At 41.0% G+C, this 21,844-nt stretch carries 20 protein-coding genes and 1 tRNA gene; 9 read left to right on the top strand and 12 right to left on the bottom strand.

Annotated features, from left to right (window positions below; genetic code table 11):
* Nucleotides 1-65 precede the first annotated feature (65 nt).
* The gene (locus tag H561_RS0102530; RefSeq protein ID WP_027385586.1) at nt 66-416 is read right to left on the bottom strand and encodes a hypothetical protein; all 351 of its coding nucleotides are present in this window, start codon (nt 414-416) and stop codon (nt 66-68) included.
* A 591-nt stretch (nt 417-1,007) separates the two neighbouring features.
* The gene (recQ, locus tag H561_RS0102540) at nt 1,008-3,212 is read right to left on the bottom strand and encodes a DNA helicase RecQ (RefSeq protein ID WP_027385588.1); all 2,205 of its coding nucleotides are present in this window, start codon (nt 3,210-3,212) and stop codon (nt 1,008-1,010) included.
* A 157-nt stretch (nt 3,213-3,369) separates the two neighbouring features.
* Between recQ and H561_RS0102545 the strand changes: the two genes are divergently transcribed.
* From H561_RS0102545 to H561_RS0102565, 5 genes are all read left to right on the top strand, one after another.
* A complete protein-coding gene (locus tag H561_RS0102545; RefSeq protein WP_027385589.1) occupies nt 3,370-4,329 on the top strand; it encodes a KpsF/GutQ family sugar-phosphate isomerase in 960 nt (319 codons plus the stop codon).
* A gap of 8 nt (nt 4,330-4,337) precedes the next feature.
* Complete coding sequence (locus tag H561_RS0102550) at nt 4,338-4,847, top strand: hypothetical protein (protein ID WP_027385590.1); 510 nt, start codon at nt 4,338-4,340, stop codon at nt 4,845-4,847.
* A 77-nt stretch (nt 4,848-4,924) separates the two neighbouring features.
* Complete coding sequence (gene tatC / locus H561_RS0102555; RefSeq protein WP_027385591.1) at nt 4,925-5,749, top strand: twin-arginine translocase subunit TatC; 825 nt, start codon at nt 4,925-4,927, stop codon at nt 5,747-5,749.
* 204 nt (nt 5,750-5,953) lie between these two features.
* A complete protein-coding gene (locus H561_RS0102560; RefSeq protein WP_027385592.1) occupies nt 5,954-7,585 on the top strand; it encodes a M1 family metallopeptidase in 1,632 nt (543 codons plus the stop codon).
* Between the two features lie 141 nt (nt 7,586-7,726).
* Nucleotides 7,727-9,583 carry a M61 family metallopeptidase gene (locus tag H561_RS0102565; protein WP_027385593.1) on the top strand — a complete coding sequence of 619 codons (1,857 nt, stop codon included), beginning with the start codon at nt 7,727-7,729 and terminating at the stop codon, nt 9,581-9,583.
* A gap of 291 nt (nt 9,584-9,874) precedes the next feature.
* Here H561_RS0102565 and H561_RS0102570 read toward each other — a convergent pair whose 3' ends face one another.
* From H561_RS0102570 to pepE, 3 genes are all read right to left on the bottom strand, one after another.
* The gene (locus tag H561_RS0102570) at nt 9,875-11,029 is read right to left on the bottom strand and encodes a sensor histidine kinase (RefSeq protein WP_027385594.1); all 1,155 of its coding nucleotides are present in this window, start codon (nt 11,027-11,029) and stop codon (nt 9,875-9,877) included.
* A 6-nt stretch (nt 11,030-11,035) separates the two neighbouring features.
* Nucleotides 11,036-12,406, bottom strand: coding sequence for a D-alanyl-D-alanine carboxypeptidase/D-alanyl-D-alanine endopeptidase (gene dacB, locus H561_RS0102575; RefSeq protein ID WP_027385595.1), 1,371 nt, complete (start codon nt 12,404-12,406; stop codon nt 11,036-11,038).
* Between the two features lie 102 nt (nt 12,407-12,508).
* Nucleotides 12,509-13,201, bottom strand: a complete 693-nt coding sequence (gene pepE / locus H561_RS0102580) for a dipeptidase PepE (RefSeq protein WP_027385596.1) — start codon at nt 13,199-13,201, stop codon at nt 12,509-12,511.
* A 184-nt stretch (nt 13,202-13,385) separates the two neighbouring features.
* Here pepE and H561_RS0102585 point away from each other — a divergent pair, with 184 nt between their 5' ends.
* Nucleotides 13,386-13,937 (top strand): tetratricopeptide repeat protein, encoded by a 552-nt coding sequence (locus H561_RS0102585; RefSeq protein WP_027385597.1) that lies wholly within the window; start codon nt 13,386-13,388, stop codon nt 13,935-13,937.
* A gap of 284 nt (nt 13,938-14,221) precedes the next feature.
* Entirely contained in the window at nt 14,222-14,875 is a 654-nt protein-coding gene (fsa, locus tag H561_RS0102590; protein WP_027385598.1) for a fructose-6-phosphate aldolase, read from the top strand.
* Between the two features lie 71 nt (nt 14,876-14,946).
* On the opposite strand, the gene H561_RS0102595 is transcribed toward fsa, so the two are convergent.
* From H561_RS0102595 to H561_RS0102615, 5 genes are all read right to left on the bottom strand, one after another.
* Nucleotides 14,947-15,507 (bottom strand): sugar O-acetyltransferase, encoded by a 561-nt coding sequence (locus H561_RS0102595; RefSeq protein ID WP_027385599.1) that lies wholly within the window; start codon nt 15,505-15,507, stop codon nt 14,947-14,949.
* A gap of 105 nt (nt 15,508-15,612) precedes the next feature.
* Nucleotides 15,613-16,509: a GLPGLI family protein gene (locus tag H561_RS0102600; protein ID WP_027385600.1), complete on the bottom strand. Its 897-nt coding sequence runs from the start codon at nt 16,507-16,509 to the stop codon at nt 15,613-15,615.
* A 4-nt stretch (nt 16,510-16,513) separates the two neighbouring features.
* On the bottom strand, nt 16,514-17,335 hold the full coding sequence (locus H561_RS0102605) for a GLPGLI family protein (protein WP_027385601.1): 822 nt from the start codon (nt 17,333-17,335) through the stop codon (nt 16,514-16,516).
* Nucleotides 17,336-17,432: 97 nt separating this feature from the next.
* Nucleotides 17,433-19,304: a M56 family metallopeptidase gene (locus H561_RS0102610; protein ID WP_027385602.1), complete on the bottom strand. Its 1,872-nt coding sequence runs from the start codon at nt 19,302-19,304 to the stop codon at nt 17,433-17,435.
* Between the two features lie 6 nt (nt 19,305-19,310).
* A complete protein-coding gene (locus H561_RS0102615; RefSeq protein WP_027385603.1) occupies nt 19,311-19,676 on the bottom strand; it encodes a BlaI/MecI/CopY family transcriptional regulator in 366 nt (121 codons plus the stop codon).
* A gap of 325 nt (nt 19,677-20,001) precedes the next feature.
* Between H561_RS0102615 and H561_RS0102620 the strand changes: the two genes are divergently transcribed.
* Together H561_RS0102620 and H561_RS0102625 are read left to right on the top strand one after the other, a co-directional pair.
* Complete coding sequence (locus H561_RS0102620; protein ID WP_027385604.1) at nt 20,002-20,583, top strand: hypothetical protein; 582 nt, start codon at nt 20,002-20,004, stop codon at nt 20,581-20,583.
* A 138-nt stretch (nt 20,584-20,721) separates the two neighbouring features.
* Entirely contained in the window at nt 20,722-20,928 is a 207-nt protein-coding gene (locus H561_RS0102625; protein WP_027385605.1) for a hypervirulence associated TUDOR domain-containing protein, read from the top strand.
* Nucleotides 20,929-20,973: 45 nt separating this feature from the next.
* Here H561_RS0102625 and H561_RS0102630 read toward each other — a convergent pair whose 3' ends face one another.
* Entirely contained in the window at nt 20,974-21,384 is a 411-nt protein-coding gene (locus H561_RS0102630) for a hypothetical protein (RefSeq protein ID WP_034761124.1), read from the bottom strand.
* 376 nt (nt 21,385-21,760) lie between these two features.
* Nucleotides 21,761-21,833, bottom strand: a tRNA-Met gene (locus H561_RS0102640).
* Nucleotides 21,834-21,844: the final 11 nt, after the last annotated feature.

Here is a 21,844-nt window from a genome sequence, read left to right on the forward strand (position 1 = left end):
GATTAATTACCAAGTGCCCAACTGAGATTTGTCAAATTTTAGGATGCACTGTTTTAATGAAGAAATTATAAATCTACAGCAGCTTTCCCTTGCCCGAATGTTCCGGCGGTTTTAAAAAAAGAACCTCCATATAGATACCATTCAAGATTTTCCAGATATTCCAGGGCATTTTCAGGAGTGATCCCGGAAAGATCCTTCTTGGCGACAATTCCCCTGTACCATCTTCCCGAATGGGAAAAATGCTCGTATTCAACCAGATAATGAATCCAGATTCTCTGGCAGAGTCTGCATTGCAGGATACTGACTTCGGCATATCTTCCGTTGGTTGGATCTGTACCCAGTTCAGATTGTCTGAAATCCATATAGTTGAAAGGAGGTTTTTCACAGGTACAACCGAGTTTCGGTATTTTTTTCATGTATTAAAATATTAGGCTTTTCTACCACCATAAAATTAGTAAAAAGTTTTGTTAACCTTAATCCGAGATTTTCAAAGACGGGGATTATTTCGTTGATATGTTTAACACTTATAAAAGCATACTGATTTTCATTGAAATTTATGCCTCTGTTTTTCAACAGCGAGAAAGGTTCGTCGTTTCTACCGAAAATATGTTCAGACTCTCCGAAAATAATATTCCCAAAGAATTTATTATTCATTTCAGCATTGATCTGTTTTATATCCTGTAAGTTTTTGAATTTAAATACACTTCTGCTTTCTTTTCCGGCAATTATGATTCTCCGGTCCGTTATTACATAACAGGTTGTTTTCAGGTTAAAATATTTAACAATCCATCTGAAAAAAGCAATATATAATGCGTTGCAGAAAATACCTGTTCCCACCAATGAAAATACAGAAAAACCGGTATCAAAAACACTAGCTAATAAAAAAGAGGATATTGCAAGGTAAAAAATTGAAAAAACCATTCTCAGTTTTTCCGTCAAATTAAAAAAGAAACTCTTCCGGGGAAGAATTTCTTTTATGATGATTTCATCAGGATGCAGATCCATTTTTAGTTGGCTACATCGCTTATAAATTTTATTCTCAGCATCCGTACTTCCTCATCAGAGAGCTCGTCCCCGAATTCATCCAGCAGGACTTTCATGCTGTCGCTTTCAGATTCATTCATGAATTCCATGAAGCCGTCTACAATATCTTCATCGAAATTATCTTCGATATAATAATCAATATTAAGTTTGGTTCCCTGATAAACAATGCGTTCCATTTCCTTCAGGAGCTCATCCATTGAAAGGTTTTTGGCTCTGGCAATATCTTCAAGGTCAATTTTCTTATCCGTACTCTGGATGATGAAGACCTTATGGCTTGATTTATTGGCCACCTGTTTCATCACCATATCCTGGGTACGCTCAATCGCATGATCTTCTACATATTTACTGATGAAGTCAGCGAATTCCTTACCGTATTTCTTGGCCTTTCCTTCTCCTACTCCGTAAATTTTTGCAATTTCGTCTAAGGTAACCGGGTACTGAACCGTCATATCTTCCAGGCTCGGATCCATAAACACGGTGTAAGGTGGAATCCCGTACTTTTTGGCAACTTTTTTTCTTAATTCCTTTAATAAAGTAAACAGGTTCTGGTCCAATCCGCCTCCGGACTGCATCTGGATCTGGTCATTTTCAGCTTTGGTCTGCGTAAGGTCAAACTCCCGGTCTTCAGCAATTAAAAATGAAACTTCAAGCGCTCTGCTCAGGGCCATCCTCCCTTTTTCGGTGATCTTCAAAACCCCGTACGTTTCAATATCTTTCAGTAAAAAATTCTGAACCGTAGCCTGTCTTAAAACCGTTTTCCAGTAATTGTCTTTTTCCTCTTTGCCGAAGCCGAAATAAGAGGTCTGCTCAAGTTTGTAAGACTTTGTTACCGCATTCTCTTTCCCTGTAACGACAGAAATCAGGTCTTTGGATTTGAATTTTTCTCCCGTATCGCGGATTAACTTGAGTACTTTTATTAGATCATCCGTGGCATCCTTAAGTTTCGGCGGATTCGTTGAATTGTCACACATGTTGGCGCCGTCTCCGTTCACCGGATCAAAGTTTTCACCGAAATAACAAAGAATATACTGCCTCCTGCTCATGGACGTTTCGGCATAGCCTACCACTTCATTCAGAAGCTGTAATCCGATTTCTCTTTCTGAAACGGGCTTCTGGGCCAGGAATTTCTCTAATTTTTCAATATCTTTCGGGTCATAGAATGCCAGACAGTGGCCTTCGCCTCCGTCACGTCCTGCCCGTCCGGTTTCCTGGTAATAGCTTTCCAGGGATTTCGGAAAATCATAATGAATAACGAAACGGACATCAGGCTTATCGATTCCCATTCCGAATGCGATGGTTGCGACGATGATATCCACTTCTTCCATCAGAAATTTATCCTGGTTCGCCACCCTGACTTTCTGGTCAAGTCCCGCATGATAAGGCAGCGCATTGATGCCGTTTACCTGTAAAAGCTGGGCAAACTCTTCTACCTTTCTCCGGCTCAGGCAGTAAACAATTCCTGATTTTCCTTTGTGGTGACTGATAAATTTAACGATGGCCCGGTCTATATTTACTTTAGGCTGTACCTCGTAGAACAGGTTGGGCCTGTTGAAGCTTTCTTTAAAAACCAGGGCATTCGTCATGCCCAGCGTTTTCTGGATATCGTCCTGAACCTTGGGCGTTGCCGTAGCCGTTAAGGCGATAACCGGTACATCCGCAATTTTATCGATAATGGATTTCAGGTTCCTGTACTCAGGCCTGAAATCGTGTCCCCATTCCGAAATACAGTGAGCTTCATCGATCGCGACGAAAGAAATTTTCACATCTTTCAAAAAGTCTACATAATCTTCCTTGATCAGGGATTCGGGAGCGACATACAGAAGCTTCGTTTTCCCGGCTTTAATATCGTCAAATACCTGTTTGGTCTGTGTTTTGTTTAATGATGAATTTAAAACATGTGCCACCCCGTCGTCGGATGAAAGTCCGTTCACGGCATCCACCTGGTTCTTCATTAATGCGATTAAAGGTGAAACGACAATTGCCGTACCTTCAGAAATAAGAGCCGGAAGCTGATAGCATAGGGATTTTCCGCCTCCTGTAGGCATCAGCACAAATATATCCTTGCCGTCTAACAGGTCCTGGATAATTTGTTTTTGCTGGCCTTTAAAAGTAGAAAACCCGAAATATTTCTTCAATTCGCCTGATAAATTGGCTTTTTTTGCGCTCATCTAATTTTCTATTGCTAAATTTGCATCTAACCCAAAGTTATACATTTTTTGCTTAACATAAAAGCAAACGAAGGTATTAAAAATAAAATTTATATTAATAACTCTTGTAAAATTATGGTATTTTCTAAGAGTTTGTATAGAGCCATCAAAAAGTAAAATGGAGAGAGCCAACATCATTTCAATTGCGAAAAACACCCTGGAAATTGAAATTTCTGAACTTGAAAAACTGAAAAACAGGCTTGACGATCAATTTGTAAAAGCCGTGGACATCATCCATGCTGCAAAAGGAAAGCTGATCGTGGTGGGCATCGGAAAATCAGCGCATGTGGGGAATAAAATAGTGGCGACCTTAAATTCCACCGGTACTCCTTCGCAGTTTCTCCACGCTTCGGAAGCCATTCATGGGGATCTGGGCGTCATCCAGAAACAGGATGTCGTTTTATGCATTTCAAATTCAGGAAACTCACCGGAGATTGTCAATTTAGTATCCTACTTAAAAGAGTATTCTTCTGCCCTGATCGCCATGACCGGGAACAAAAGCAGTAAACTGGCAGAATTTTCCGAGGTTATCCTGGATACCCATGTGGATGTGGAAGCGTGCCCGAACCAGCTGGCCCCGACCAGTTCAACAACTCTTCAGATGGCTTTGGGAGACGCGCTGGCCGTTTCTTTAATGGAAATGAATGATTTTAAAGCCAATGATTTTGCAAAATTCCATCCCGGAGGAAGCTTGGGCAAGAATCTGATTTCAAAAGTGGACGATTTCCTGTCTTCCCAGAAACCCAACGTCACAGAACACGCTACGGTAAAAGACGTGATCATTTCCATCAGCGCATCGCGGCACGGGATTACGGTAGTAACCGATAATGACCGGATCATAGGCGTCATTACCGACGGCGACTTAAGAAGGATGCTCTTGAAAGGCGACGATATTTCCAAAGTGACGGCCGGAGACATTATGTCTGCCCACCCGAAGACCATTGAAAGAAGCGCTCTGGCAAAAGAAGCCATGAAAATACTGAAAGACAACAACATCGGGCAGCTGATCGTGACGGAAAACGGAAAATATTTCGGCATTATTGACCTGCATAAACTGTTGGATGAAGGAATCAACTAAACTTCACGATGTATTTTTTGATAGTTGTTGTATCCCTTTTAATCTATTTATTAAGATGTTATCTGTACAATCAGGCAGATCAGCCACGCACGTATTACATTACAAGAAAGAAGGAACAAAAGGAAAATCATTTCACGGAAAAGACGTTTAATGAAAATTATACTGATTACTTTGATATTTTAATAAGGGCTTTAATCTTATGTTCACACAATGCTGAAAAATTCAGCGCCTCAACTATATCTGAAGATTTCCCATTCAGAAGACTGGAAGAAGATATCGAATTTATCTTCACAGAAGAAATATTCAGAAGCATGTTCAGAAACGGCGTCATCAATGAAACTGTACGGCCAAAACTTTTACAGTTTAAAGAAATAACTTCCAAAATTACCGGAGACGAGTGGTTTTTTGAAAAGGTAGATCTCAATATGGATAAGCGATGGAAGGAAATCAACAAAATGGCAGAAGAATTACTGACCGACATGAAAGTTGATCTGAGCAGCGGTGCTGTCAATCATTAAACTTCATCTTCATACCCTTAACGTCCTGCTTTACTAAAACTTTTTTCATACATTTGAAGCCGTAAAAATATTATTCTGTGAGTGATGTTAAAGACATGTCCTTCTTCGGGCATATTGGTGAATTAAGAGGCCATCTCATCCGTTCGATTATTGCTATTATCATTGCCGCTTTCATTATCGGCTTCAATATCAACTGGATTATGGATCACATTTTTTTTGGTCCTACCAGAAACGATTTTCCGACGTTTGAAATGGTCAACCATTTTTCAAGGCTGATCCTGGGTGAGGAAAGCATCCATCTTCCCAAAGATTTCCCGGTGCGGGCAAGCAAACTTTACCAGCAGTTTAACGTGATGATGGCCGTCTCTATATTCGGGGGAATCGTGGTGGCCTTCCCGTATATTGTCTGGGAATTATGGAGATTTATCAGTCCGGCCCTGCATCCGAATGAAAGGAAAAACTCTATTTTTATTATCAATTCCGTCTGGATCCTTTTCATGATGGGCGTTTTGTGCGGCTATTTTTTAATCCTTCCTTTTGCCGTTAATTTCGGGGTGATCTTTAAAATTTCAGACATCATCATTCCGCTCTATGATCTAAGTGATTATACGACCTTATTTTTACAGGTGGTGCTGGGAATGGGCGTTATTTTCCTTTTTCCGGTCCTTATCTATTTCCTGACGACGATCGGGATTCTGACGCCGGTGTTCATGAGGACGTACCGCCGTCATGCCATTGTCCTCATCATGGTGGTTGCCGCTATTATTACGCCGGCAGATGTATTGAGCATGCTGATGGCTGCACTTCCGCTGCTTCTGCTGTATGAGTTCAGCATCATTATGTGCGCCTATACCTACAAGAAAGTTCAGAAAGCAGCCGGAAATTTACCGGTGAAGAAATAATTACCTAGGCTTTTTAAATATATTCCCGCAGACTGACTCTGCGGGTTTTTTTATGGGCTGGCAGGATCAGGATTTTCTGCCTGGGGTTTGTTTATAATTCAGACGGAAACTTTTTTTTATCAAAACTCCCCGCATTTTTATCCTTTCACAGGTTTTGCCATTAATTAATTTTCTATTTTTGGAAGATTAAATTATGTACTTCAAATGAAAAAGCTGCCATTGACGCTTCTGCTGGCTTCCGGTCTTGCCTTCGGGCAATTCTTTGAGAAAGATAAAGTTTTTACCAGACAGGACACCTTAAAAGGTTCCGATACCCCGTTCCGGAATTTTTGGGACGTGAAGAAATATAATCTTTCCGTGGAACCGGACTTTACGCAGAAAAGCATTAAGGGAAGCAATATCATCAGTTTCGAGATCATTAAAGACGTTAAAAATCCGACTTTCCAGATCGATCTGCAGCAGCCGATGAAAGCCGATAAAGTGGGAGCAAGCTTCCCGGTGGCAGAGTATAAGCAGGACGGTGACTTTATCTGGATCAGAAGCAATAAAAACTTTAAAAAAGGAGAAAAGTATACCCTGGAGATTGCTTATTCCGGAAATCCTGTCATTGCCAAAAATGCTCCGTGGGACGGAGGCTGGGTATTCACCAATGATGAAAAAGGAAATCCTTGGATGAGCGTTGCGGATGAAGGAATCGGGGCCTCGGTCTGGCTGCCGGTAAAAGACATCTGGAGCGATGAGCCTGACGAGGGGATTGTGATGAAGATCATTACGCCGAAAGATCTGGTGGGTGTCGGAAACGGCAGGCTGACCGACAAAAAAATAACCGGGGATAAAGTTACCTATACATGGGAAGTAAAAAGCCCCATTAACCCGTACTCCATCATCCCGAATATCGGAAAATATGTAAATTTTAAAGATACGTTTAACGGGGAAAAAGGAAAGCTCGCTCTTGATTACTGGGTGATGGACTATAACCTGGATAAAGCTAAAAAACAGTTCCAGCAGGTAAAGCCGATGCTTTCCGCTTTTGAGTATTGGTTCGGTCCCTACCCTTTTTATGAAGATTCTTATAAACTCGTAGAATCGCCTTACCTGGGCATGGAGCATCAGAGCAGTGTGGCCTATGGAAACGGGTATCAGAACGGGTATCTGGGAAGAGACCTTTCCGGCACCGGGGTCGGTCTCAACTGGGATTTTATTATTGTTCACGAAAGCGGCCATGAATGGTTTGCCAATAATATCACGGCCAAGGATCAGGCGGATATGTGGATTCATGAAAGCTTTACCAATTACTCCGAGGTTTTGTTTACTGAACGTTATATGGATAAAAAATCGGCTGATCTCTATGCCATGGGAATCAGAAAGATCGTTGCCAATGACGTTCCGATTATCGGAAAATACGGGGTAAGAAATGAAGGCAGCGGGGATATGTACCCGAAAGGCGCGAGTATGCTTCATACCATCCGTCAGGTGATCAATAATGATGATAAATTCAGGCAGATCTTAAGAGGGCTGAATAAAGACTTTTACCATCAGACGGTAACCACCCGGCAGGTTGAGGAATATATTTCAAAGAAAGCGGGAATTGATTTTTCGGGAGTATTCAATCAATACCTGAGGACTACGAAAATACCGGTTTTAGAATATTCGCAGCTGGGAGAAAAGCTCAAGTTCCGGTATACCAATGTTGTGAAAAATCTGAATCTGCCTGTCAGGATAGACGGTGAACAGACCATTAACCCGACAGAAGAATGGCAGACCGTAAAACTCAAAAAAGGGTCTCCTATAGAATTTAACAGGAATTATTATGTCAACTACAAAAGAGTACAATAACCCGAACAGGTAAAACGGCAGGCGCTGTTTTACCTTCTGTTTCAAATCATGCGTAAGCCATCCGTTTTAAGAAAAATTAGTACAGCTTCCTGTAACAAAAGTTTCCTGAGCACAACTAATTACTGTATAAATTAGAATTCAATGAAAAAAACAGCCCTCAGTTTAGGCATTTTAACTGCTTTTCTGGCGAATGCCCAATCCATAAAAACCACCATTGACCTGGTGAATGTAAAAAATGACCAGGTTGCCGTGACCATGGACTTCCCCAAAATGAAATCAGGGGACGTAAAATTCCACTTCCCGAAAACGGTTCCCGGAACCTACTCCGTAGATGACTACGGAAGATTTGTGGAAGGCATTAAGTTTTTAGACAATAAAGGAAAAGAACTCGCTTTTACGAAGGCAGGTGACAATACCTATTCAATTAAAAATGCCCAGAATTTAACCAAAGTGACGTATCTGGTTAATGACAGTTTTGACGATGAAATGGATGCCTCGAAACATAAGGCGGTATTTTCACCTTCAGGAACGGATATCGAAGCAGGAAAAGTATACCTGATCAATACCCACGGTTTTATAGGATATATCGATAACATGCAGGATGTCCCTTACCAGCTGGTGATTCAGAAGCCTGCTGATTTTTACGGGACTACGGCTCTGGTTGACCAGGACAAGTCTGAATCTACCGATACGTTTACGCTGGCCAATTACGCCAAGGTTACCGACTCGCCATTAATGTACACAAAACCGGATTATATTACCTTCAATGCCGGCGGAATGGATCTCGTTCTGGGTGTTTATTCTCCTTCCGGGAAATATAAAGCGGCTGATTTTAAAGACAATCTCGAAAAAATGGTCATGGCTCAGAAAAAGTTCCTGGGCGACATGAATACCAATAAAAAATATGCGATCATGCTTTACCTGGCCGGAGCCGAAGGCCCTCAGATCAAAGGTTTCGGGGCACTGGAGCACCATGAATCCACCAGTGTCGTCCTGCCTGAGATGATGCCGAAGGAAGCTATCGACAAAACCATTACGGATGTGGTTTCCCACGAGTTTTTCCATACGGTAAATCCTCTGAAAACGCATTCTGAAGAGATTCATTACTTCGATTACGCAGATCCGAAAATGTCCCAGCACCTTTGGATGTATGAAGGCGGAACGGAATATTTTGCCAACCTGTTCCAGATCCAGGAAGGGTTGATTACGAAAAACGAGTTCCTGCAGAGGATGAATGAAAAAATCACCAACTCTAAGAATTACAATGATACCATGCCCTTTACGGTCATGAGCAAGAATATTCTTAAGGATGAATACAAGGACCAGTACAGGAACGTTTATGAAAAAGGAACGCTTCTGGCGATGTGCTTGGATATTGAATTAAGGAAACTGTCAAACGGTGAAATGGGCTACCGTGATATGATCCGGAAACTGTCCCAGAGGTTCGGGGAAAACAAACCTTTCAAGGATGACAAGCTGATTGATGAACTGGTAACGGTTACAGGCTATCCCCAGGTGAAAGATTTCTATAACAAATACATTGCGGGAGACCAGCCGACACCTTACGCGCAATACCTGAATATGGTAGGCGTGGAAATGAAGAAACAGGAAACCCCGCCTATATTCTGGTTTATCAGAGATCCGAACCAGACCGGCTATAATGACAAAAACAATACGTTTGTGTTTGATGAGAGCTCAGCGTTATCGCCTTTCGCAAAAAGCATAGGATTTAAGATTACCGACGAAATCGCTGCACTAGACGGGAAGACCATTAATGTTCAGAATATTCAGGACTTTATCAATTATTCCAAAACCATTAAGGAAGGGCAGAATGTAACCGTAACGGTATTAAGGAACAATGGCGGAAAATCTGAAAAAACGGAGCTTAAAGGGAAAGCCATTCTGGATAAGATGACGATGGAAACCCTTCAGTTTAAAGCCAGCCCTTCTGCTGCAGAACAGAAACTGCAGGATCAGTGGCTGACCGGGAAAAAGTAATCCTCATTCAACATGCCATCAGCAATACAACAACAAGCGGAGAAAGAATCTCCGCTTGTTTATTTTTAAGATCAAGAGCTATTTAAATTTTAAAATTAAAACTTTTTAAAGCCTGATTTTAATGTTGCTACCGCTGATTTTTAGATTCAGCGGGTTTAAATGTACATCAAGATCTATGGGACTGCGATTATCTGCGGGAAATTATCTTTTTGTAAAACCAAAAACAGGCTTTGATATAATATAATCACACTTATTGCCTTTCGTTTCAGCAACTTAAAAATTACAATACCCTCAAGCTTTTCTGATCGTAATCCTGAAAGTCGTGCCCTTTCCTACTTCGGTCTGTGCAATTTTAATATCACCGTTGTGGTATTCTTTAATCACCCTTTTGGCCAATGACAGGCCGAGTCCCCAGCCGCGCTTTTTGGTTGAATATCCCGGTTTAAAGGCATTTCCGGCCTGCTGTTTCGTCATTCCGCTTCCGTTATCCTGTACCTCGATGATAATATGTTTATTCCGTTCAGATACCGTCATGGAAATTGAGCCCACCCCTTTCATGGCATCCACTGCATTTTTAACCAGGTTTTCAATTACCCAGCTGATCAGAATTCTGTTATGGGGAACCGAAATATCGTAATTGGGAAGATGCAGCCCGAAGTTGATCTTCCTTGAAATCCTTGTTTTCAGATAATCATAGTTTTCCCGGATGGTTGCATTAAAGTCCCGGTCATTCAGCTCCGGTACAGAACCGATCTTGGAAAACCGTTCCGAAATGGTTCTCAGCCGTTCAATATCCTTTTCGATTTCATGGACGCCTTCGGAATCCGGGGTATCCAGCTTCATGATTTCCATCCACCCGATCATGGATGACAGAGGGGTCCCGATCTGGTGCGCCGTTTCTTTGGCCAGTCCGGCCCAGAGATAGCCTTCATCCGTTTTTTTAATGGTTCTCAGGAACCAGAACGAAAACAGGAAGTAGCAGAGGATGAAAAATCCTAAAATATAAGGGGAGTAGCGTAGATTATTTAATAACGGAGAATTATCATAATAGACAAACTGGTTATTTTTATTGGGAAACTTAAGTTCGATCGGGGGATAGGTCTTAGCCATTTTTTCAGCAAAAGCAATGATCTCCTTGGGATCATTTTCTATTTCCTGCGGAATATTCTTATGTTCTATGATCTGATTGTCTTTGTCCAGGATAATGACCGGAATGGTCGTATTCGAACTGTAGATCTGAAGGATCAGCCCCTGAACTTCAAGGTTCGGAGTGGTTGCTTCCTGCTGGAATTTTACAGCACTCACCAGAATGTCCACCCTTTTAATTTCCTCTTTACGAAGGAAATTGATCAGGACGGTTGAAGCAATGACCACCGTTAAAACCACAAGGGTCATCAGAAAGAAAATAATCCAGTTATTAAGCCTTGACAGTATTGATTTCCTCAAAACAGTTTATTTTAAAACATTCAGGATTTTCTGGAGCTCGGTGCTCCCGCTTCCCTGGTAGTTGTTGATAATGATTGAAAACACATATTTTTTTCCTTCTTTTGACGTATGGTAGCCGGCAAAAGATTTTGTATCCCTCATGGTCCCGCTCTTCATTTTAAGTCCGTTATCCTGGGTAGGAAACCCATCATAGTAAGCATCAAACCAAGGTTGTTTCCGGGCATACAATAAAGCCTGTACTTCCGCCTTCGCCGAAACGTAGTTTTGTGGCGACAGCCCGCTTCCGTCGGCAAAATTGATCATATTCGGATTAATCCCCTTCGATGTCCAGAACTCTTTCAGAAAAGCGACACCGCTTTTAAACCCCGGATTTCCTTTTTTCTCTTTCCCTAATGTTTTGATCAAGGTTTCACCGTACATATTGATACTTTTCCTTAAAAACCAATAAACGATTTTATCCAGCGTCGGCGATTCATAGGTAAGAATGATGTTGCTTTTTGGAACGTCCATCAGTTTTTTCCCTTCAATTTCGAGCTGGGAATTGGTGATTACCTTTCCTGAAAAGGCTATTCCCGATTCCTTTAGCCATTGCTGTACTTCAATCCCGAGCTGTAAGGGCGGATTGGGTGTCGCACCCGAAACCGTAACTGTTTTTGAAGGTAAGGTTCCGTTGATCAGTGCCACATTGGAATAGGGTGCCGTAAAAACCAAGCTCTGATCTGAATTTCCGGCCACCTTAAGGTCATTCAGCCACCTGACCCCTTCCAATGGGTAGGAAAAACTTTTGAATTCCGTTCCGTTGAGGTTGATGTCAAACTGGTTTTCGCGCCAGTTGACGCCCCAGACCCCGGCTCCGTAATAATTTCCGAGATCATCCCAGGGCCAGCCTCCGGGAATGGTCTGGTGGTCAAAATAAGAATCGTCAATAACCAGATCGCCGGAAATTCCGGAAATTCCGGATTTCCTGATTGCTTCGGTTAGTTTCTGCTTAAAGTTTTCAGGTTTGTACCCGTCATACCGCCAGCTTCCCAATGTAGGATCTCCGGTGGAAGCAATGAACAGGTTACCGTTCAGGGTTCCTCCTGAAACCGTTCCTGAATAGCCGGCGGTAGTCTTATATCTGTAATTTTTACCGAGGGTCTCCAAAGCAGCCGCTGCAGTAAATATTTTTTGGGTCGATGCGGTGGACAGCCCTTTATTCCCCTGGTATTCATAGATAAGGTTTCCGTTTTCATCAGAAACATATAATGACAGGTTGGATGAAACGGCGGCAGAAGATTTCATCAGGTTTTCCGTGGCGGCATCCAGTTTCTGGGCTGTATTCTGGGCCAGAATAATCTGTGTCGATGCGATAAGAGCAGCACATGTTTTTCTCATTGCGGATTTATTTTCTGAATGCAGATGCTTCGGCAAGACGGCTTAGTTTCCTAACCACTGCCGGGTATCGCATTCTGTAGTCCAATATAGTTAAAGTAAAGTTTATAAGCCGGAGCCTGCTTCTATTTCATAAGGCTCTTTTCCTTTTTCAAAAATCCGGGTCAGTTCACTTCCTTCCACCGTAATCCGATCTCCGGTTATCCTGATCCAGTTTCCTTCGCGGAGTCCCACCACCATTATATCATTTTGGGTTAAGAATTCCCTGATTCTCGTTTCTCTTGTTTCCCCGTTGTGCTTCAGGTCCGGATTCGGGTCCAGATAATGCGGATTGATGTTGAACGGCACCAGCCCCATACAGTCGAAGCTTGGTGGGTAAACGATCGGCATATCATTCGTGGTTTTCATATTCTGTCCGCCGATATTGCTCCCGGCGCTGCAGCCCAGATAAGGCTTTCCGCTTTCTATATTTTTTTTCAGGACCGGCATCAGGCCTTGTTCATGAAGTGTTTTTACCAGCAGGAAAGTATTTCCGCCACCTGTAAAAAAGGCTTTTGCATTATCAACAGCTTCAATGGCGTTGTCAAATTCATGCAATCCTTTGACTGTAATATTAATCGTTTCAAAGAAGGATCGGGCTTTTTCAGTATACTCATCATGGGAGATCCCGCCGGGCCTTGCAAAAGGAATGAAAATCAGTTCATCGATTCCATCGTATAACCCTATGAGTTCTTCCTTTAAATAATCCAGATAGGTTCCTCCGAAAATAGTAGACGTTGAAGCGAGTATGACATTCATATAAAATTCTTGATTGATTGTTGAATAACAAAGATAGTTTAAACCGTAACAAATCAAAAATTAATATAAAACACACCGGCAGGTTGTTAATCTTTTCAAAAAAATCTTAACGGATCTAAACTTTCGAGTTTTCTGGAACTATTATTGAATTTTAAAATCCGAGATTATTAAAAAATAAAGAATTATGAAAGTGACTAAAATTAATATCAAAAATCTTTTTTTAGGTTTAATGTTTATGGGAAGTGCCGGTTTTGTAAGCGCACAGACTGCCCAGACAGACAGTACGGCTACGGTAGCAGCCACCAGCCAGTCATCAAACCCGGCTATCGACAACCTTAAAAAACAAACAGAAGCCAATCCTAAGGATACAGAAGCATTAGCGAAACTGGCGACCGCATATCAGGAGGCTTCGGACTGGACGAATGCCATTGACACCTGGAAAAAAATATCCGTTTTATTACCGGATTGGGCGCCTTCCTATTACAGTCAGGCCTATGCTTACCAGTCGGCTAAAGACGATGCCAATGCAAAAATGGCTTACGAAAAATACATTTCTCTGGTAAAACCGGAAGAAGTGGAACAGAATAAGAAAAACCTGGCATACGCCTATTTCTATGTTGCTTTTGCAGAACAGCAGAGCAACCCGGATAAAGCCAAGCAGCATATCGCCAAGTCTTTACAGTATGATCCTACCAACCAGGATGCTGTAAAACTAAGCAAAGCATTAAATTCGTAATCAAAAAGATCCTGAAATTTCAGGATCTTTTTTTATCCCTTCTTATGTTTCTGTCGGACTTAAAAATAATACCCTTAAGCCTGTTTAAATTTGAGTATCGGGACTTTATAAAAACAAAGCTGATTTAACTTTTAATTCAACTTTAATTGAGAATCCGGCGTTTTCAAAAGTAAAAAACCGTTGTTTATTTCTTGCTGTTCTTACCACTCTCCATAAACCTTGACTAAAAAATTTTACACTCAGAAAGGAATGTTTATCTTTGTATTAAATAAATCTTTAAACAAATGAAATTTTTTATAGACACTGCGAATTTAGAGCAGATTAAAGAAGCGAAAGACCTTGGAATCCTTGACGGTGTAACCACCAATCCTTCCCTGATGGCAAAAGAAGGAATTCAGGGGCCTGAAGCCATTAAAAACCATTATAAAGCCATCTGCGAAATCGTAGACGGGGATATTTCTGCAGAAGTACTTTCTACCACATATGAAGAAATGATCAAAGAAGGGGATGAACTGGCAGCGATCCACCCGAATATCGTTGTGAAGATCCCGATGATCAAAGACGGCATCAAAGCGTTAAAATATTTTTCAGACAAAGGGATCAGAACCAACTGTACCCTGATTTTCTCTCCGGGACAGGCGCTTCTGGCAGCAAAAGCAGGGGCATCCTATGTTTCTCCGTTCCTGGGAAGACTGGATGATATTTCTACCGACGGACTGAATCTGATTAAAGAAATCAGGCTGATTTTCGATAACTACATGTATGAAACTGAAATTTTAGCAGCTTCCATCCGCCACTCGATGCACATTGTCGACTGTGCGAAGATCGGTGCCGATGTCATCACTTCACCGCTTCCTCCGATCTTGAGCTTGCTGAAACACCCGTTAACAGACAGCGGACTGGCTCAGTTTATTTCGGATTCCCAGAAATTAGCATAAGCCTCAACAGGCTTTTCTTAATATAACCGGGCGCGGAAACAAAGTTTCCGCGCCCGGTTGATTTATTCTTACTACTGATCAATAGTCTTTATAACCTTACAGGGATTTCCCACAGCCACTACATTATCCGGAATATCCTTCGTCACGACGCTTCCCGCTCCGATCACGGAATTGTTCCCTATGCTGACTCCCGGTAGAACAACAACGTTTCCTCCGAACCATACATTGTTTCCTACCGTAATCGGGTGTGCAGACTCCAGCCCCTGGTTTCTCTGCTGTACATCAAGCGGATGGCTGGCGGTGTAAAAACTGCAGTTCGGCCCGATGAAGACATAATCCCCGAAAATCACCCTGGCACAATCCAGGATCACCAGGTTATGGTTGGCATAGAAATTTTCCCCGACTTCAATATTATAGCCGTAATCGCACCAGAAGTTCGGCTCTATGCAGACGGTTTCTTTTGTTTTTCCTACAATCTTCCTAATCAATGCTGCTCTTCCTTCCGTATCGGAATTTTTAAGCTGATTGTATTCCAGGCAGAGATCTTTAACGGCCATCCGTTCGTTGATCAGTTCCTGATCGTAATTGGCGTCATATAAAAGTCCGTTTTCACATTTTTCCTTTTCTGTCATAAATTCTTATTTTAGGTTTGATGTTTAAGATGTATTATTAAATATAACAAAAAGAAAGCAGGATGAAAAATGACTTTCACCCTGCTTTTAAAAAAAATGATATTTTTACCGGTATAAATCCGGCTCGATGGGATTGTTGTTCTTTTTAAAACCTTCCTTTGCTTTTTTCTCCACTTCTCTGAATACCTGATTCGGATCTGAAATTTCTTTGCCGTCTGCCGTTTTGGTCTTGAAGACCACCCTGTTATTATCGGTATTCTTCATCATCATCTCACGCATATTTTTCGTGGGGTCGTTCACATAGGCTTTCCATACTTTTCTGAACTGGTTTTTATTGATTTCAATATCTTTCCCGCCCATTCCGTATACCTGCATTCCCTGCGGAAGTTCCGGCTCTTTATCTGCTGTAATGGCAATCGTTTTATTTCCGACCAGCGTCATCGAATGAGAACCTGTTTTGTCTTCAATCTTCACAATCAGCCCGGGCAGTCCATAAAACTTATACGGCCCGTCCTGGAAAGGCAGATCTGTGGTAAACCACGCTGTCCATTCTCTTCCTCCGAAATCGGTTGTGGCTTTTTGCGCATTGTATGCGCCTATTTTCTGTTTGTCAGGCAGTATTTTCCATTCCGGTTTTTGATCTTCTTCGATTTTATAGCGGTCAGATGATACGCTGGTAAAAAGATAGGTCTTAAAATCAGGATATCGCTTTGTTACTTTATACGATACCTGTCCCGGCTTATCACTCCGGCTGATATTAATATTGCCGGGATTCAGTTTCAGTTGTTTTTCCAGATCGGCTTTTGATGTGGAATCTGCTACAAATTTATCCTGACTGTAATAATTTGATCCGTTTTGATCAATATCCAAAAGCATCATTTCCTTTTTCACATCTGCTGTATCGGTAGAATCTGAAATGAACCGGTATTCGTAAAAAAAACGGTTTTGCGCAAAAAGGCTAAGGCCTGTAGCTAAAAATAATGCTGCAAAAATTTTCTTCATCGCTTTAAATATTCTCAAGTTCGATCTTGTTATTATCCTTTCTCATTCTTTCCTTGATGCGCTCTTCCTGGCTTTTCATGTCGGAATTCTGTCCGTCTTTCATAATCATTATCGCACCGCCCATCTGCATTTGCTTAAGTCCTTTTGTAGGATCATTTTCATAATCTTTTAAGAGTTTGCTGTACTGTTTGGCATTAACCGGAATTTCATTGGCACCGAAGATCTCTTCTGGAATGGAACTGATATTTTTTACAGCCTGCAAAGTGAAACGGTGAGATCCGGTCTGGTCTTCCAGTTTCACGATAAGACCGGGAAGCCCGTGAAATTTATAGGGTCCGTCCTGAATCGGGATCTCAGTCGTAAACCAGGCATACCAATGTCTTCCGGCGAAATCAGTTTCTGCTTTTTGCGTGGACCACTCCCCGATTTTCATTTTTTCTGAAGTTATTTTCCACACCATCTGCCTTTCTTCAGAAACATTATACTGGTCCCTTAAAATCCTGTTGTGCAAAAAGACTTCATACTTGGGGTATTTTTTTGAAACGGTATATCTCACCAGACCTTTTTGATTATCAGACTTTACATTGATTGATCCCGTGGATGCCAGCTGCCGGTTAAGATCAATTTTCATCAGAGAATCTGAGTGGTAAACGGTATAACTGTAAAATTTAGAGCCGGATTTCGAGACATCCAGGTTCATCAGTTCGTTTTTAACCTCCGAAACGTTAGTGGAATCCGGGATGAACTGATAGTCATAGGTAAAACGCTGGCTCTGGGCACTGGTGATGATACTTAAAAATATAAAAAGTAAAATACTGTTTTTCATGGGTTCTGCTGGTTTTAAATAAATAAAAATCCCTGTCAATACATCATATCAAAGTTTGAAACTTAAAGTACTGATAGGGCTATATCTGGTTTTATGGTTATTTTCTGGTTTCGATCCAGATTTCTCCGGAAGTTCTGCCTCCGTCAACGTTTTTTTTATTAACACTCATCCTTTTAATCTTATCCGGGTTCAGGGCTTCCATCTGCTGCTTCGTCACTTCTTTTCCGTCAAAATAGATCTTCATGTCATCCGTGCCGTTGATATTTTTAATTCCCGATGCCATCGCAGCATCTTTGTTGTAGACGATCTTAAGGTTATTTGCGGTCAATTTAGAAATTTTATCACCCTGTATATTTTTTAATGTGTTGCTGTAAATGTAAACTTTTCTATCACCTTCCAAAGCTCTTTTTTCCGCATCCAGTCTTGCTCTTTCACCTTCAAGTTTTGCTCTTTTTACATCTAACTTCATCCTTTCCTTATCAAGCTTAGCTCTTCTTTTTGCCGTCGCTGCAGATTCCTGTACTTTTGTCCCTGATACTTTAAAATCCCTTTTCAGTTCAGGAGACCATTTCATTTCTTTCACGTCTTTAAAAGCATACACCTGTACATCCGGTGCGTTGGGCACATTCGGCATCGGCGGAGTTGGCGGAAGATCAGGAAGTTCAATATTAATTTCAGGAAGCTCAGGCATTTCTTCAGGCTTCATATTTTCAACAGTCTTCATTTTATCCTTCCACGCTGCCGATTTGAAATAATCTTTAATATTTACATCTTTACCGTCCATTCTTATCACCATTACAGAATTCAGAAAGTTTTCCGAGCCTGCAATTTTTCCAATCTCTCCGGACAGCTTTCCTATTTCTTCAAGGTGTCTGTTGTATTCTTCGCTTTTAGGGGCTAGGTTTTTCAGCGTTGCCGTGTTTTCCTGGATTTTCTTACTTAAACCGGCAATTTTCTTTTCATCATCCGAACGCTTGTAAGCATGGGCTATTACGACAGGATTTTTAGAGATGCCGGGACTTATTGTATCTTTTCCGGCAACGGTATCCTTATCTTTTTCAATCCGGGAAACCGCTTTCTCAATTTCTATATTCGTCGCTCTGATTTCCTGGTTTTTGGCATTTACCATATATGCAAAGGCTACTGAAAATACTACCGGCAATGCCAGTATTCTCCGTGCATACCCGAATTGGGTTTTAGGTTTTTGTAACATTTTTAATCGTTTTTTAAGGTTTGAACTGAGAAACGGACTGGTTGCCGGCAACGGGGTTCCGGAAAAGTGACTGGCCAGCAGCATCTGCGCAAATGCTTGGGTGTCCGATTGTCTGACGGCTTTTTTATCCGCCAGGTATTCATGAATTAAGCTTATTTCTTTTTTAATGATATGAAAGAACGGGTTGAACCAGAAAACAGAAGTGATTATTTCGATACCTATTTTATCATATGAGTGCTTTTGTTCAATGTGAACCATTTCATGCTTCAAAATCTGCTTTCCGACATCAGAATTGATCATAATCGTATTCTTCCAGAACAGATTTCTGAAATAAGAAAACGGAGCTTCGGACAGATCCGTCCGGTAAAAGTTGATCCCTTCGAAGCGCTCTTTCTGAAACCGGCTTTTAAGCTGGTGGATCCTGAAAATCCCGTAGATGAACCTTCCTAAAAAAAAGAAAGAAACAAGTGCCAGAGCTGAAAAAATAATTCTAACATAAATGTAATCATAGGTCGTGTTTTTATAGGTGTTAAAATTCTGTACCTTATCAATTAACCGGTATACATCAGGGCTTACTTCAATCGTAAAGTCTTCTATCCTTATTAAAGGGAGCAGAATCGAGAGCAGCATCGCAGACAAAAGATAAAATCGGTTGTAGTGATGAAAGGTCCTGTCTTTTAAAGACAACCGGTAATATAGAAATGTTACACCGGAGCATACAATAACTTTCCCGAAATACAGAAGTACAGGTTCCATAGGCTGCTAATTTTTCTTTTTGAGTTCGCTCAGTAACATCTCAAGGTCTTCTACCGTCATTTCATTCTTTTCCACCAGAAAGGAAACGGCATTTTTATAAGAGCCTTTAAAATAATTCTTTACCAGGCTTTTCATGGTTTTCCCGGAATACTGGGATTTGGAAACCAGCGGGAAATATTCATGCTGTCTTCCGTATACATTATAGTCTACGAATTCCTTTTCTTTCAGTACTTTTAAAATGGTAGAAACGGTATTCGTATGGGGTTTCGGTTCAGGGAACAGATCCAGGACATCTTTCAGGAATCCTTTTTCGAGGTTCCATAAGTACTGCATCACCTGCTCTTCTGCCTTGGTTAAAGTCTGAATTTTCATATCCTTTTCATTTTATCGTTTTATTATCATACAGATTAATATCACTAATTCCTTAGTGATACAAATGTAGAAATAAAATCCGTTCAAACAACTATTTTTTTAGTGATAAGGAATATATATATTCAATACCCTGAAAATCAGAATGATAATTTTAAATTAAATTTACTGCATTTGCAATAAGTAAAATTATTTCCTGTCTATTGTATAGCAAAGTGCATTATTAGCCCTGAAGTTCTTAAAAGTTGTTAATTTTTCTTACAGAAAATTAAAAGGAAATGGTTTAAACTCAGAAAATATATTTATTTTAGTGCTTTAAAAATTTCTCATGAAAAGATATAATTTATTGTTTGTACTATTACTCTTCATTTTTAACTTTACCACTGCTCAGAAGAAAGCCTCTCCGGCAGCAGATTTCAGTGCGATAGGAGAAGCGAAGAAAAAAATTGAAAATACCGTTCCGTTAGTGATCAAGCATTTAAAAGAGATCAGCGAAAAAGAAAACGATCCGAATATTCTTACCAATGGCCAGACTGCCTTAGCGAAGGAATACGGAAAAGTGGAAACGGAATGGCGTCTGTACAGAGGGAACATGAACAACTGTATCCTTAACAATTCTTCCAAAAAAGCGAAAAAATGTATGGAGTACCACAATTCTATGTTCAGGGGGACTCTGATCAATTATAACAACTATATTACCAACCTGACCCGGAAAAACGGTTATCTTGGGGTGGAAGGTGATACGAAATTTGAGTTTAACCCTTCTGAAATCACAACAAAACTGAACGATTCTTATTTTAACGGAGGCGATGCAGCCAACAGAATGAAAAGAGGTCAGAAAAAAGAATTCATAGGACAGACAATGGCTGATGACAATGCGCTTAAGCCTTTCAGCCAGCTGGCTCAGTAAAAGACCTAAATTACCGTATTGAAATAATCCTGCTTTTATCCAAGGCGGGATTTTTTATGTGTGATGCGGCCATTGAAGCCAGGCAGATACGTATGGCATGATAAATGATCAGGTAATCCGAAATTTAAAACAAAGAAAATGAGCGGTTTAAAAAAAGGAGACATGGTAAGATGGAATTCCAGCTACGGGGAAACCCATGGGAAGATTACCCACATCCATACAAAGGATTTCGTTTTTATGAACAGGCAGCGGCGCGCCTCGGAGGAAGAACCCCAATATGAGGTGATGAGTGAAAAGACAGGAAAATCAGCGGTGCACAAAGCTTCCGCTCTTAAAAAAATGTAAACTGCCACAAATTAATTTGTGGCAGTTATTTTAGGGTATGGATCCTTACTTTATTCTATCGTAAATCAGTTTGGTAACAACCGCTCCGAAAAGGTAATAGGCAACCGTCATTATTTTTTTCTGGTTATTCTCGGCAACCGGTGTATCATCGAGGCCCATTTTTTCAGGAAGGGCTACTGCACCGAGCCCCATCAATACGCCGGAAGCAATATTAAAGTCGGTAGTGGCAGTCGCTGCATAATACATTCCGTTTCCGATCACGTCACCGGCCAATGTAGCGGCATACAGCTGCTCGTGGTTCGTCACCTTCATATCCACTTTATCCAAAGCCATATTCAGCGCTTCCTCGCCCACTTTGTTGATCTCCGGAACATTGTCGAAATTTTTTCTGATGGCTTCGTGAAGCAGGCTGAGTGCAACGGCACCTCCCAGACCTGCAAGGATTTTTTTATACATAGTCTTATATTTAATGGTATATTATATATAGATATTCACCTGCATAAATTAAGCCATTACAGCAACTCATCTGTAAAAGTCTTTAAATAAATGCAGAGGTATTTAAAGCCGGAAATTTCATTTCTTCTGCAGGTAAAATACAACAGGTATACATTAAGATAAAATAACAGGATCAATGCAGTTCTTCTATATATCGGCAACATCATCTTACTTCCCTGCCTTCTCAAATAAAATCTTTGCATTAAAGAATAATCTTTCTCTCCTGTTGTATGATCCGGATCAGGACATCAAATGGATAAATCAGTCAGGCGATATAAAATTCACCATTTGGGGAAATAAGAAAGAGTATTACAATTTTTGTAATACTCTTCTTTAGTAGCGGGAACCGGACTCGAACCGATGACCTTCGGGTTATGAGCCCGACGAGCTACCTACTGCTCCATCCCGCGGTGTATCTTTA

The organism is Chryseobacterium gregarium DSM 19109 (assembly GCF_000430845.1).
GTDB classification, from domain to species: Bacteria; Bacteroidota; Bacteroidia; order Flavobacteriales; family Weeksellaceae; genus Chryseobacterium; species Chryseobacterium gregarium.

What these genes read in the sequence shown, in the direction of transcription:
- H561_RS0102600 (WP_027385600.1), bottom strand. Translation starts at nt 16,509, where the DNA reads ATGAAGAAAATTTTTGCAGCATTATTTTTAGCTACAGGCCTTAGCCTT.
- H561_RS0102530 (WP_027385586.1), bottom strand. Translation starts at nt 416, where the DNA reads ATGAAAAAAATACCGAAACTCGGTTGTACCTGTGAAAAACCTCCTTTC.
- H561_RS0102585 (WP_027385597.1), top strand. Translation starts at nt 13,386, where the DNA reads ATGAAAGTGACTAAAATTAATATCAAAAATCTTTTTTTAGGTTTAATG.
- H561_RS0102560 (WP_027385592.1), top strand. Translation starts at nt 5,954, where the DNA reads ATGAAAAAGCTGCCATTGACGCTTCTGCTGGCTTCCGGTCTTGCCTTC.
- H561_RS0102625 (WP_027385605.1), top strand. Translation starts at nt 20,722, where the DNA reads ATGAGCGGTTTAAAAAAAGGAGACATGGTAAGATGGAATTCCAGCTAC.
- fsa (WP_027385598.1), top strand. Translation starts at nt 14,222, where the DNA reads ATGAAATTTTTTATAGACACTGCGAATTTAGAGCAGATTAAAGAAGCG.
- H561_RS0102595 (WP_027385599.1), bottom strand. Translation starts at nt 15,507, where the DNA reads ATGACAGAAAAGGAAAAATGTGAAAACGGACTTTTATATGACGCCAAT.
- H561_RS0102550 (WP_027385590.1), top strand. Translation starts at nt 4,338, where the DNA reads ATGTATTTTTTGATAGTTGTTGTATCCCTTTTAATCTATTTATTAAGA.
- dacB (WP_027385595.1), bottom strand. Translation starts at nt 12,406, where the DNA reads ATGAGAAAAACATGTGCTGCTCTTATCGCATCGACACAGATTATTCTG.
- recQ (WP_027385588.1), bottom strand. Translation starts at nt 3,212, where the DNA reads ATGAGCGCAAAAAAAGCCAATTTATCAGGCGAATTGAAGAAATATTTC.
- H561_RS0102630 (WP_034761124.1), bottom strand. Translation starts at nt 21,384, where the DNA reads ATGTATAAAAAAATCCTTGCAGGTCTGGGAGGTGCCGTTGCACTCAGC.
- H561_RS0102565 (WP_027385593.1), top strand. Translation starts at nt 7,727, where the DNA reads ATGAAAAAAACAGCCCTCAGTTTAGGCATTTTAACTGCTTTTCTGGCG.
- H561_RS0102610 (WP_027385602.1), bottom strand. Translation starts at nt 19,304, where the DNA reads ATGGAACCTGTACTTCTGTATTTCGGGAAAGTTATTGTATGCTCCGGT.
- pepE (WP_027385596.1), bottom strand. Translation starts at nt 13,201, where the DNA reads ATGAATGTCATACTCGCTTCAACGTCTACTATTTTCGGAGGAACCTAT.
- H561_RS0102620 (WP_027385604.1), top strand. Translation starts at nt 20,002, where the DNA reads ATGAAAAGATATAATTTATTGTTTGTACTATTACTCTTCATTTTTAAC.
- H561_RS0102605 (WP_027385601.1), bottom strand. Translation starts at nt 17,335, where the DNA reads ATGAAAAACAGTATTTTACTTTTTATATTTTTAAGTATCATCACCAGT.
- H561_RS0102615 (WP_027385603.1), bottom strand. Translation starts at nt 19,676, where the DNA reads ATGAAAATTCAGACTTTAACCAAGGCAGAAGAGCAGGTGATGCAGTAC.
- H561_RS0102545 (WP_027385589.1), top strand. Translation starts at nt 3,370, where the DNA reads ATGGAGAGAGCCAACATCATTTCAATTGCGAAAAACACCCTGGAAATT.